This is a genomic window from Falsibacillus pallidus, assembly GCF_003350505.1.
Classification (GTDB): Bacteria; Bacillota; Bacilli; order Bacillales; family DSM-25281; genus Falsibacillus; species Falsibacillus pallidus.
Map to the genome: position 1 here is coordinate 313346 of NZ_QQAY01000001.1, position 12736 is coordinate 326081.

At 39.7% G+C, this 12736-nt stretch carries 13 protein-coding genes; 4 read left to right on the top strand and 9 right to left on the bottom strand.

All coding sequences use genetic code 11. The annotated features are described in order from the left end of the window. Positions 1 to 14: 14 nt before the first annotated feature. The 6 genes from DFR59_RS01570 to DFR59_RS01595 all read right to left on the bottom strand — a co-directional run bounded on the left by DFR59_RS01570 (position 15) and on the right by DFR59_RS01595 (position 4573). Positions 15 to 1196 (bottom strand): DUF58 domain-containing protein, encoded by a 1182-nt coding sequence (locus DFR59_RS01570; RefSeq protein WP_158538283.1) that lies wholly within the window; start codon positions 1194 to 1196, stop codon positions 15 to 17. Between the two features lie 2 nt (positions 1197 to 1198). After that, positions 1199 to 2137, bottom strand: coding sequence for an AAA family ATPase (locus DFR59_RS01575; protein WP_114743873.1), 939 nt, complete (start codon positions 2135 to 2137; stop codon positions 1199 to 1201). Between the two features lie 135 nt (positions 2138 to 2272). Continuing rightward, positions 2273 to 2641: a heme-copper oxidase family protein gene (locus DFR59_RS01580; RefSeq protein WP_114743874.1), complete on the bottom strand. Its 369-nt coding sequence runs from the start codon at positions 2639 to 2641 to the stop codon at positions 2273 to 2275. Between the two features lie 76 nt (positions 2642 to 2717). Continuing rightward, on the bottom strand, positions 2718 to 3458 hold the full coding sequence (locus DFR59_RS01585) for an SDR family NAD(P)-dependent oxidoreductase (RefSeq protein WP_211318506.1): 741 nt from the start codon (positions 3456 to 3458) through the stop codon (positions 2718 to 2720). 101 nt (positions 3459 to 3559) lie between these two features. Continuing rightward, on the bottom strand, positions 3560 to 4165 hold the full coding sequence (locus tag DFR59_RS01590; RefSeq protein ID WP_114743876.1) for a cell wall hydrolase: 606 nt from the start codon (positions 4163 to 4165) through the stop codon (positions 3560 to 3562). Positions 4166 to 4378: 213 nt separating this feature from the next. Next, positions 4379 to 4573 carry a hypothetical protein gene (locus tag DFR59_RS01595; RefSeq protein ID WP_114743877.1) on the bottom strand — a complete coding sequence of 65 codons (195 nt, stop codon included), beginning with the start codon at positions 4571 to 4573 and terminating at the stop codon, positions 4379 to 4381. 184 nt (positions 4574 to 4757) lie between these two features. Between DFR59_RS01595 and DFR59_RS01600 the strand changes: the two genes are divergently transcribed. Both DFR59_RS01600 and DFR59_RS01605 read left to right on the top strand, forming a co-directional pair. After that, the gene (locus DFR59_RS01600) at positions 4758 to 4934 is read left to right on the top strand and encodes a YkvS family protein (protein WP_114743878.1); all 177 of its coding nucleotides are present in this window, start codon (positions 4758 to 4760) and stop codon (positions 4932 to 4934) included. A 118-nt stretch (positions 4935 to 5052) separates the two neighbouring features. Beyond that, the gene (locus DFR59_RS01605) at positions 5053 to 6381 is read left to right on the top strand and encodes a DUF2254 domain-containing protein (protein ID WP_114743879.1); all 1329 of its coding nucleotides are present in this window, start codon (positions 5053 to 5055) and stop codon (positions 6379 to 6381) included. Positions 6382 to 6398: 17 nt separating this feature from the next. Here DFR59_RS01605 and DFR59_RS20355 read toward each other — a convergent pair whose 3' ends face one another. Continuing rightward, the gene (locus DFR59_RS20355; protein WP_245948346.1) at positions 6399 to 6515 is read right to left on the bottom strand and encodes a DUF6254 family protein; all 117 of its coding nucleotides are present in this window, start codon (positions 6513 to 6515) and stop codon (positions 6399 to 6401) included. Positions 6516 to 6783: 268 nt separating this feature from the next. On the opposite strand from DFR59_RS20355, the gene DFR59_RS01610 reads away from it, so the two are divergent. Next, positions 6784 to 7425, top strand: a complete 642-nt coding sequence (locus tag DFR59_RS01610; RefSeq protein WP_114743880.1) for a hypothetical protein — start codon at positions 6784 to 6786, stop codon at positions 7423 to 7425. A 68-nt stretch (positions 7426 to 7493) separates the two neighbouring features. Here the strand turns inward: DFR59_RS01610 and DFR59_RS01615 are convergent, their stop codons facing one another. Next, positions 7494 to 8534: a YkvI family membrane protein gene (locus tag DFR59_RS01615; protein ID WP_114743881.1), complete on the bottom strand. Its 1041-nt coding sequence runs from the start codon at positions 8532 to 8534 to the stop codon at positions 7494 to 7496. A gap of 241 nt (positions 8535 to 8775) precedes the next feature. On the opposite strand from DFR59_RS01615, the gene DFR59_RS01620 reads away from it, so the two are divergent. After that, entirely contained in the window at positions 8776 to 10917 is a 2142-nt protein-coding gene (locus tag DFR59_RS01620) for an ATP-dependent Clp protease ATP-binding subunit (protein ID WP_114743882.1), read from the top strand. Between the two features lie 52 nt (positions 10918 to 10969). Here DFR59_RS01620 and DFR59_RS01625 read toward each other — a convergent pair whose 3' ends face one another. Next, positions 10970 to 12664: a M3 family oligoendopeptidase gene (locus DFR59_RS01625; RefSeq protein ID WP_114743883.1), complete on the bottom strand. Its 1695-nt coding sequence runs from the start codon at positions 12662 to 12664 to the stop codon at positions 10970 to 10972. Positions 12665 to 12736 lie beyond the last annotated feature (72 nt).

Here is a 12736-nt window from a genome sequence, read left to right on the forward strand (position 1 = left end):
CCAATTGACTTCGGCTAGACGACTGCTGAGGTATTCCATGGAATGATAGCTCCTTGTCCGTTATCGTTCTTCACGCAATATACTTCAATCCCCTTTTGGTGGAAGGAAGTTAAACCTGCCTTTGATTTTTCTGCTACCTCTCCGAAGCAAATCAAGGATGACACTTGAATATGGCTGCCCAGCTGATGCGACAGCAAGCTGCTGAATGGGATGGTGAATGATTGCTGAGAAATCATTGCAAGCATCTCCAGTGCTCTCTGCCATTGTTTTTGTCCTTCTCCAAGTCCTAAAGAAAAATAAGGAGCCTGGCCAAATGAACGGATATTCACCACTAAGGCAAAAGGAATCCCGTTTTTAAAGGCATGGTCAATCAGCTGTGCACATTGTCTAATCATAAGTTCAAGTTCATTAGAAATGGAGTATCCATCTGAGATATTCAATGCAATCATCCAGGATCTCTGTGTGGTTTTTGCAAATACTTTTGTCTGTAATTGACTCATTCTGGCCGAAGCTTTCCAATGAATATGCTGAAAACTGTCCGAGCTTGTATAGTCCCTTGTTCCAATCGGCTGCAGCGGGTCCTCAAATAAGGAAGCGGGGATGCTGAACAAGCCAGACATGTTCTTTTCTTTGTCTTGATGCTGATGGATAGTATTCCTTGCAGGGTAGACAAGGATTTCAGATCTGAGTATATGGGCATACTCCAATAAAACGGAGCCGCCCCCTAATAATCCGTTTACTGTAACCTCGATCTTTCTTAACTTGGAAATACCCCTTTCGACTGCTTCAATTGGAATTTCAATTTCTTTTCTTTGGTTTGGCAATATGGAAAACGGAATGGTTAATTCTACCAGGGACTGAATGGAATGGTAGTCTCCTTGCATTGGGATGACATTTTCATCAAACTGAACAAGAATTTGTCCATTCAGTATAGGAAGTCTGTGATTTTCAAATACGAGCTTCCAGCTTTCAAGATCGCCGGGATTTAATTTCTCCTTTTTTATTTGATTCTTAAGCTTTAAACTATCTGGTACTTTCCTTAAGTAGAAATCATCCAATTGTATGAACAGCAGAAACAGGAGGAATACACTCATCAGCAAATATTGATAGGTAAAAAAAGTGATGATGGCGAACAAGAGAAAAATGGTAAAACCAACTTTAAGAATCCTATCTCCATTTATGTCCGTTTTCCACATTGTCATGCCCCCGATTCAACAGGCACAGATACACGTTCCAGTATTTCCTGGAAGATTCCCTCAATCGACTTTGTAAGAGATGCGTCCGGTGTCAGCTGCATCCTATGGAGAAGAACGTTCGCAGCAAGTGCTTTCACATCTCCGGGTGTGGCAAAATCCCTTCCCTGTATGAAGGCAGCCCCCTGAGCTGCTCTCATCAAAGCCAATGCTGCCCTCGAGCTGACGCCTCCTTCAATAAGAGAATGCGTCCTCGTTTCCTGGATGATATATAAAATATAGTTTTCTAGATCATCTGATACATATACTTCTTTTACCTGCTTTCTCATTTTCCTAATATCGTCTGTCGACAGCACCTCCTCTACTTCTTCCAGAGGATCACTTGTCCTAAACCGTTTCAGGATTTCTTTCTCTTCCTGGAACGATGGAAATGGAATCTTAATTTTCATGAAGAAGCGGTCCAGTTGTGCAGCAGGAAGCGGAAACGTTCCCTGCTGCGATTCGACAGGGTTCTGTGTTGCAATCACCATAAATGGCTCTTCTACTTTGATGGTCGTTCCATCAATGGTGACCTGTCTTTCTTCCATCGCTTCTAATAAACTTGACTGTGTTCTGGGTGTAGCACGATTGATCTCATCGGCCAATAGAATGTTAGTGACGACAGGACCTGGACGAAGTTGGAATTCCCTTGATTTCGGATCAAAAAATTGAATTCCCGTGACATCACTTGGCAGGACATCTGGAGTAAATTGAATCCGTTTAAAATCTGCTTTAATGGATTTCGAGAACGTTTTGGCCAATAATGTTTTTCCTGTTCCAGGTACACTCTCAAGCAGTAGATGCCCCCCTTGCAGAAGTGCGATCATCATTAGCTCAATATCGCCTTCCCGTCCGACCATTACTTTATTCATTTCATTTTTCAGCTTCATCATTTCTTTATCCATATGTTACTTCCTCTCCGAGTTCTATATATTTAACAATAACCCAATCTTTGGAATTTTTCTATAATTACAAATTCAAATTCTATGAGGAACAAAAAACCCTGCACCGATTTGATGCAGGGAGATTACATGCATTATTCATTTTTTAAGGTTTTTCCACACGTTTACAACAAATAGCAGCACACCAACAGCCGTGAGTGTTGCACCTGCAGCAATTACAGGAGTAAGACTTTCATTCCCTGAAGATATTAATCCGGCCAACGCTGCCATCATGATAGGAAGTCCGATGTTATGAAGCCAAAAATGCCATTTGCTTAATGCACTTGCCTCAAGCTGAGGAAAAAGATGATAGAGAATGCCAATCAATGTCAATGCAGTCCATCCAAGCAAATTTATATGGACATGGACAGGGGTCAAATCGTAGGAATGGACAGAAGACATATAATAGCCAAGCAGGACCCCGATTGCAAAATAAACCGTTGAAATTTTTATAAGCTTAATACCCATGCTTGCACCTCCTAATGTTGTCATTAAAGTATATTAGGAGGTGATGCACTTTTAGCACCTATCTTTTATATTTTCATCAATGCTCGTAAATCATTTTCCGCGTCATGCCACCATCAACGACCAGATTGCTTCCGGTAACAAAATCATTTTCCGGATCAGCAAAATAAATACATGCCTTTGCGATCTCACTCGGTTTACCCACTCGCTTTGAGGGATGCTGTAAATGGTCTATTTCCCTTAATTGATCATATTCTTCTGTTTCTATCCATCCGGGACTTATACAATTCACTCTTATTTTATATTCGCTTAAGGTAATGGCAAGTGAATGGGTCAATGAATAAATGCCGCCTTTTGTAGCGGAATATCCTTCCGTATTGGCCTCTGATTGAAATGCCCTGGTCGATGTAATATTAACGATTGCACCACCATTTTCTTTCATATATCTGGCCGCTTCTCTCGCGCAATAGAAAACACTGCTTAAATTATTGTGCAGGATAGAAGTCCAGTCCTGTTCTGTCACTTCCCAGATATTTTGAAATTTAGAAATCCCTGCATTGTTGATGAGGATATCGATTTTTCCATACTTTTCATTTATTTTTTTCATCATATCTTTTACAGAATCCAGCCGAGACACATCACAGTGGAGAAATTGGACATCCCAGCCGTTCTTGCGAAACGAGGCTGCTGTCTGATCGCCGGACTCCTTATCATAATCAACAATCACTACTTTGCACTTTTTTTGAGCAAATGCTTCAGCGGTTTGCTTTCCAATCCCTTTTGCTCCACCAGTGACAATCACTACCTTGCCTTCAAACACAAATACCACTCTCCTTCTACTTCCTTTATTGCACAATTGTCTAGAGTTCAATCCTTTTTCAAATAAAAAACCTGAAGGATTGCCCTTCAGGTTTTTTAAGCTTATTTTGCAAATCGGTGATGACCGATTGTCAGAATTGTCTTTGTGGAGTAGATCCAATCACTTGTACTAGTGGCCGGATTATAGAAGTATAATGATCCGTTGCCCATTCCACGGTAAGCAATGGCTTCATTTACTGCCTTGACTGCTTCATCTTTGGCAGACTGATTGATGGCCCCATTTTCAACCGGTGAAAATGCATAATGGCCTTTGTAATTTTGATAAATGACATCATGTACTGAATCCGGGAATTCATTTGAATCCACACGGTTAAGCACGACAGTGGCAACTGCCACCTGGCCTGCATATGGCTCACCCTTAGCTTCAGCTGTGACAAGTCTTGCAAGCAAATCTTTTTCGGATGCAGTCAGCGATTGAGGAATCGTCAATTGCTGTCCGGGATAAATGATGGTGTTTTTCAAATTATTCACATGTTTTATTTTATTGATGGATACCCCGGAATTGGTGCTTAACTTCCATAAAGTATCTCCTTTTTTAACAGAATAGGATGATTCAGCAGCATCTGCTTTCCCGTATGCAGCTGAAAGGAGAGTTGTACCCAAAATAGCCGTTGCAGCAATTGTTCTTATCCAATTTCGTTTTTTCATACTATTACCTCCTGGCAATTTATTTCCCTCAATTACCTTAACAACCATAGTGATTGTTTTCAGCAGGAAATGATTGCCTAGGAATCTAGGAAGCTCTCAATCCATTCAACTCAAGGGATGGATAGACCCCTAGCAATTTCTAGAAACCAATTCAATTGTTCTTTTCAAACAAAAAAACTGCCTGAATGCCGGCAGTTTTTGTTCATTCTGTATTCAACTGCGAGGCGTATCTGAATATATATAAGTTACATTTCCGCCTCTTTGTGCAGTACCTTGAAAATGTTTAAAGTCGCTGCGTTTGACCAAAAATTCCCGAAAAGCTAAAAATTCTTCTTTTAACACCTGGAATTCCTTCAGTTCCCCATTTTGAAGGGCGTTCAATTTGAATTCCCAATCTTCCTGACTCATTCTATCTCACCCCATATCAACCATTGATCCTTTAAAACATATTATACATGAAGTCCCTTTTGCTTTAAGGAAAGGGAAGAAAATTTTTAAAGCCTAAGTTTTCTAAAAATAGCGAAAATATCTTTACGGATGAAAAAAAGTAGTGCAAACTATTAGTAAAAGATGGCAAAGGAGAGGTCAATCATTGAAAAAGGCAGAAGTGGGGAATGTAATTGAGTTTAAAGATGGTCTTCAAGGAATTGTAGAAAAAATAAATGAAAATTCCGTAATTGTTGATCTTACTTACATGAAAAATTACAGAGAACTGGAGCTTGAAGAAAAAACAGTCGTAAACCATAAAAATTATAAAATTATCGGATAAGCAATCCTTACTGAACCTGGGCACTCAAAAAGCGGTTTGAGTGCCCAGGTTTTTTATTAGGATGTTTAGACTATCTTGTTTAAGGAAATTTCTATAGTAGAAATTTCAGGAGGACCCTATGAAAACAAACTCTTTTTGGACAAGCTTTAAAAAGAACTTTTGGTTCAAACCAACCGTTTATACATTAGTTGCCGTCATTTTAGCTTACGGCACCTATCTAATCGATGCTTTATACGCAAATGGCAAGTCAAAAGTCATCCCTTCTATCTTTCTGACGGATTTCGACTTGGCCAGTACGATCATCAGTACGATTTCGTCATCGATCTTAACGATGACTACCATTACTTTCTCATCCATCCTGGTCGTGTTGACGACGTTTTTATCACAATATACCCCGCGGTCTGTTCAGAACCTTATTAATGACACACCTACACAGCGGGTGTTAGCTGCTTTTGCATCTAGCTATGTTTATACTTTGATCCTTCTTCTTCTACTTAAAGGCGGGAAAAAACAGGAGTTTTATTTATCTCCATCGTTTGCGGTCATTGCCGCCATCATCTGCGTATTTGTATTCGTCTACTTTGTTCATCATGTGGCGAACTGGGTGAAAGTGAGCAATCTCATTCATCAAATCACCCAAAAAACAAGCGAGAGGATACGCACCTCCCTGCCCATAAAAGAAAACCAAAAAGGATCCGATGATCATAGTGATCGCATGGACAGGTTCACATATATTCTCCACTCTTTAAAAGGAGGATTTATTCAAAGGATCGACAGGGATGCAATCATCAATCAAGCAGATAATGATCAGGCATCGGTCAAAATCCTTTACACAACGGGTCAATATGTACTGAAAGGCACCCCGATTATCGCTGCCAATAGTGAAATCAATAAAGAAAAGTACCTGGGCTTCATCAAATTGGGACCTGATAAAGAACCGATTGAAGATATTGATCTCGGTATCCGCAAACTTGCCGAAATCGCTATGAGGGCGATTTCTCCAGCGATCAATGATCCGAATACAGCTATAGACTGCATAGAACAAATGGGACTGATTTTATCCAAGCTTTCAAATCATTCACTTCCGGGTGACTATTTTTATAAAAATGGCCAATTACGCCTTATCCTTAAACAGCCTGATTTCAACGAATATTTATATAAGAGCTTTTACCAAATCCGCCATTATGGCAAGAATGATATTTCTGTTATCACTGAAATCATAAAAGCGCTCCATAAAATTGTACTGAACGGATCTCCTAGCATTAAGGAAACCATATGGGAGTTCAAAGACTATATTCTAAATGGCGTAAACTACGAGGCATTGCTTCCCCTCGATATTGATTACCTGTTGGAGCATGTAAACCGATTGGCTGAAGAATGCAGTAAACCTAAGTTGGCATTAGATGGATTTAGTAAAAAATATATAAAAAACGGCCAGCCTCATTAAGTAAAGCTGGCCACACTTTATTTATCCTTGGCATCTTCAAACAATTCTTTTTTAGTTGAAACTTTCCCATGAGGATGCTGGCTGTTCTTTCGTACATTCCATTGTCTTTCTTTCTCTTGTTTGGACTTTGTCATGATTTCACCTCAATATAAATTCATTTAAGGATTTTTATTTTGAACAAAAGACTTAAGTCTTACTCTCTTTAAAATAAAAAGGGGAAAATACCCATTTTCCTCTTAGAATTCCTTCATAATCTTTAGTTAAATTGAAAAAAATTAGGACAGTTTGATTATTTTTCTAAAATTGCAACCAAACATCCAAAATTTCGTCTACAATAATAGAAAGAGACCGCATAGAGGAATCCATCTTCAAAAGCGGAATATTAAAAAGGGGCTGATGAACTTGAATAAATGGGGAAAAGCAATTCTGCCAAGTTTAGTTGGAGTATTATTGCTTGCAGGCTGCGGAACTGCAGAACAATCGGATGACAAAGTGAGTGGTGGAAAGACAACCAATCAAACCCCAAAAACTGTACAGACCGAAAATACCGATAAATCATCGGGCGATTCTGCCACTGAACAAAAAAATGAGCAGCTGCTTACTTACACTGTGAATGGAGAACAGAAGGAAGAAAGCGCGAAGCTTGTAAATAGCGATAACCAAGGATACTCCATGTATGTTTTGCCTGATTTCGAATTAACGGCAGAAGAACCGAATAAAGATATGCTTTTCTTAAAAGATAACGATAAGATTTCCATGAGAATAGAAATCCTGCCAGCTGATTCGGATATGGAACAATTAAAAGAGAACACAAAAGCACAGCTTGGAGCTGTCAACAGTGATATTAAAGAACTTCAAGCGTCCAACGATCAGCAGTGGCTTTCAGATGCATCCATCATGCAGGCTGAAAATACGTCAGATCAAGTTACCGCCTATATCGTAAAAAAGGAAGACAATATCGTAAAGATGACTATCTTCTCTAAAAAAGATGCAGATTATAATGACGCATTTGTAAAAATGGCAGAAACAATCAAAAAGAATTAATGACAGTGTCCTAAAGGCAGAACTCCTCAGGCACAGCACGTTTAAGAGTGAAAGGGATCAGCACCCTTTCACTCTTTATTTTTATGCGGCTTCATCCACAATAGAATGATAAAAACCAAACTGATATATCCAAATATCGGATACAAGTAAGAAAGCAAGGTCCCGTAATTAATCACCCCAAAAGAAAATGCTCCGGCGATGATCAGCGCATACAGCCAAGCACTTTTAAACGGCAAATACCCCCTTATCTGCTTTTCCAGCCCATAAATATTTCCGATGACGGAACTGAAGATTTCACCATAGATAATGAAAATATAAATAAAATATATCTCTGATGCCATTTTCTTCATGATGACTGCAATGGGAATTTCATAGGAGTCAACATTAGGGAGCATAACAAGAGTGGCATGGCTCGACAATAATATGACTGTCAATAAAAGACCGCCAATTATCCCGCCTCTCCTGACCACTTTCTTATTCTTAACTTCTGCTGCAACCGGCACCAATACTGCCTGAGCCAGTGCCAGGTTCAAAGCAGTGTATGAAAAAGGGGCAACAACCGATTTCCATCCATCCTCTGCATAAGGGATAGTCAACAATCCTTGCAGAAAGTGAGGGTGTTGAATCGAATGCATCAATAAGTACAGGTTAAAAAAAATCATCATCGGAACAACAAAAGTGTTTACAGCAAAAAGCCCTTTCACACCAAGCATCATAACTATAAATGAAAGCACAGCAGTCAAAAGAACCCCTGCCATCTTTGGATAGCCAAGCTGCTCTTGAAAAATGGCTCCAGAGCCAGCGAGCATCACTGCGCAGACCCCTAAAAGCATGATCATCATTAAAATATTCATGCCTTTTGAAAAATACTTCCCGAATAAGTATGTATTAAGTTCTTCATACGATTGAGCACCGATATCTATAGATTTTTCCATCAGCTTTGTTCCAAGGGCAACAAATAAGTATCCTCCCATTAAAATTCCTATAAGCCCAATGAAACCAAATCGGGAAAAAAACTCAACAATTTCCTTCCCTGTAGCAAAACCTGCACCTACCACAGTACCTACATAAACAGCTGCTATTTGAAAGGATTGAATCCAATGCTTCATAATTAAGCTCCTCCCCTCCTTTCATCCATATGTACAAGTTCTTCATTTAAGAATTGAAAAAAATAATTAAAAAGACTTGAAAGTCAAAGAAGGTCAAATTATACTGTAAATATCAAAGGTCAAACTTAGTCAAAAACCTAAGCACATTTCTTGAGTCCATAAGATCTTTGAATTATACTCATAATCAATTAGTCAAAGTTAGTCAAAGTCAATTAATAGATAAATATAGGAGGAATGTACAATGCTATGTCAAAAATGTCACGAAGAACAAGCAACTGTTCAATTTAACGTTCAAATCAATGAACACAAAAAGCAGCTTCACCTCTGTTCCTCTTGTTATAAAGAAGAACGTCAAAAAATAGGAAGCGGTTTTGGCAGTTCTCCGCTTTCCTTCGGCCAATTCCAAGGAATTGAAGGATTAAATGAATTTTTCAAACAACAACAACAAAAGCCAAATATGCAAGAGAGACAAGAGCAAACAAACTCAGGAAATGGATTCCTTGACCAATTTGGCAAGAATTTAACGTATTTAGCCAAAACAGGATTGATCGATCCAGTAATAGGCCGTGAAAAAGAAGTGAATCGAGTCATTGAAATCCTTAATCGCAGAAATAAAAACAATCCGGTGCTCATCGGAGAGCCTGGTGTCGGGAAAACAGCAATTGCTGAAGGACTCGCATTAAAAATCTCAGAAAAAAAGGTTCCGCAAAAACTTCTTAATAAGGAAGTATATTTGCTCGATGTGGCTTCATTAGTGGCCAACACAGGCATCCGCGGACAATTTGAAGAACGTATGAAACAGTTGATCCAAGAACTCCAGTCAAGAAAAAATGTCATCTTATTTATAGATGAAATCCATCTTCTTGTAGGAGCGGGCTCTGCTGAAGGATCAATGGATGCAGGTAATATCCTTAAGCCAGCTCTTGCACGCGGAGAACTTCAATTGATTGGTGCGACTACTTTAAATGAATATCGCCAAATTGAAAAAGATCCTGCGTTGGAACGCCGCTTCCAGCCGGTGCATGTACACGAACCATCCGTTGAAGAAGCCCTTGAGATCTTAAAGGGCATCCGGGAAAAATATGAGTCCTTCCATGGCGTAGAGTTTTCAGATGAGGTCCTAAAGGCATGTGTCAACTTATCACACCGATATATTCAAGACCGATTCTTACCGGATAAAGCAATTGATTTGATGGATGAAGCGGGATCCAAACTCAATTTAACCATTGAAGCACCAGACCGTATTGCTGCGGAAGAACGTCTTCGTGCCATAACTCTTGAGAAGGAAAAAGCACTGAAAGATGAAAACTACGAAATTGCCGCTGCCTTAAGGGATGAAGAAGAAAGAATCCATCAATCGCTTAGCTCAACAGAGGAATCGCCAAGCGAAAAGCCTGCTGTATCCATCCAGGATATTGAAACAATCATAGAAATGAAGACCGGTATTCCAGTCGGAAAAATTCAATCTTCTGATCAAGAAAAGATGAAGAATTTAGCTGGTAATTTAGCCGAAAATGTCATCGGCCAAAAAGAGGCAGTAGAAAAAGTGGCAAAAGCAATCCGCCGAAGCAGGGCAGGATTGAAATCTAAACACCGTCCAATAGGCTCCTTCCTATTCGTTGGGCCTACTGGAGTGGGAAAGACAGAATTAACGAAGACATTGGCTAAGGAATTATTCGGTACTGAGGATAGTATGATCAGATTCGATATGAGTGAATTCATGGAGAAGCACAGCGTCTCTAAATTGATTGGTTCCCCTCCAGGATATGTTGGACACGAAGAAGCAGGACAGTTAACAGAAAAAGTACGCAGGAATCCTTATTCCATCATACTTCTTGATGAAATTGAAAAGGCTCATCCAGATGTACAGCATATGTTCCTGCAAATCATGGAAGATGGCAGATTAACAGACAGCCAGGGCAGGACGGTCAGTTTTAAAGATTCCGTCATTATTATGACAAGCAACGCCGGTGCTGTAGAAAAAACGATCACGGTTGGCTTTGAGAAAAATAATGCACTAAAAGAAACCAGCATCCTCGATTCATTGGGAAGCTTCTTTAAACCGGAATTCTTAAATCGAATTGACAGCATCATTGAATTCAATGGATTAGAAAAAGAAGATCTTCTTAAAATTGTCGATATCATGCTGGAGGAGCTATTGGAAACAGCCGAAGAACAAGGCATATCCTTTAAAGTGGAGCAGGAAGTGAAAGAAAAACTTGCAGAACTCGGCTACCACCCTTCCTTCGGTGCGCGTCCGCTTCGCAGGGTGATTCAAGAGCAGCTTGAAGATAAAATCGCAGATGTTATTCTAGACCACCCTGAAATCACAACCTTGTCAATATTCGTGGAAAATGACGAAATAAAAGTTCAATCATCATGAATGGCAAAAGGCTGGTCCGTAATAGGCCAGCCTTTTTCTTTATAGACAGTATTTATAGTAGTTTATCATCCACTGAATTCAGCCATTCCTCAATCGTACCGATGACTGACTTGACGCAGCCATCCTGGAATGGGGAAATTAATTTTGCTTCCTTCACAAGGCCTGTAAATGATTTGCTTCCACCTTGTTTGCAGAGGTGAACATAATCATTCCATGCATCATCAAATTGCTCCATCGATTTCTTCCAGAATTGAAACGCACAGATTTGCGCTAGTGTGTAATCGATATAATAGAATGGAGAATTATAAATATGGCTTTGCTTCTGCCAGAATCCGCCATTTTCCAGATATTCGATGCCGTCATAGTCTCGATGCGGCAAATATTTCTTTTCGATATCCTTCCATGCCTGCTTTCTGTCTGCTGGAGCTGCTTCAGGATTCTCATAGACAAAATGCTGGAACTCATCGACTGCCACCCCGTATGGAAGGAACAGAAGCGCTTCACTTAAATGAGAGAATTTATATTTGTCCGTATCTTCTTGGAAGAATTTTTCCATCCACGGATAGGTGAAGAACTCCATGCTCATCGAATGAATTTCACATGCTTCGTAAGTCGGCCAATTATATTCAGGGATTTCATGGTGCCTGCTTGAATAAACCTGGAATGCATGCCCTGCTTCATGGGTCAATACATCGATATCCCCGGATGTCCCATTAAAATTGGAGAAAATGAAGGGTGATTTATGATTCTCAATATACGTGCAGTAGCCTCCACCCGCTTTTCCTTTTTTAGCAACGAGGTCCATTAAATCGTTGTCGATCATAAAATGGAAAAATTCTTTTGTTTCTTCAGAAAGCTCTTCATACATTCCCTTTCCATTCCCAATGATCCATTCAGGCGAGCCTTTTGGAACAGCATTTCCGGAAAGGAATTGGAATCCTTCATCGTAAAATTTCAATGTGTCGACATTGATTCGTTCTTCCTGCCTTTTTCTAAGGGAGACAGCAAGGGGAACAATATATTCTTTCACTTGATCCCTGAATTTTTTAACCATTTCTGCATTGTAGTCTGTCCGGGCCATCCTGTAGTAGCCAAGCTCCACGAAATTTTTATATCCGAGAGTCTTGGCGATTTCATGTCTGACTTGAACGAGTTCATGATAGATTTCATCAAACTTTTCTTCATGTTCAGCAAAAAAGCCGTATTTTGCTTCAGTAGCTTTTTTTCTCATCCCGCGATCTTTTGATTGGGAAAATGGCTCAAGCTGTGCCAGCGTCCGTTCTTCCCCTTCAAATTCGATTTTTGCCGATGCTGTAAGCTTTGTATATTCTGAGGAAAGCTTATTCTCCTTTTGCAATAGCGGAATAATGTCAGGAGAGAATGTCTTCAGCTGAGCATCTGCCAGGTCAAATAGCTGGCTTCCCCATTTTTGTTCAAGCTCCTCCCTGAACTTCGACTGAACTAGTGCTTCGTAGTACTCAGCTACGAAAGCTTCAAGTTTAGGAGCCAATTCATCCATATAATCCTGTTCTTCTTTGTAGAATTCATCGTTCGTATCGATTGTATGCCGGATATAACATAGGTTGAACATGGTCCCTACATCATTTCTGATATCATTGACAGCATTCATTGCTTCACTCTGTTCTTCTACGGTCTGTGCTTCTTTGAAAGACTTGACCGCATCTTTGAATCTCGCTTCGATTTCATTGAAATCAGGTCTTTTATATGTATAATCTTTAAAGCTCATTAAAAAACACCCCTTAGCATTTATTATCAGAACCCTTGTTAGAGAATCCCAAAGTATGTTATTTCTACATTC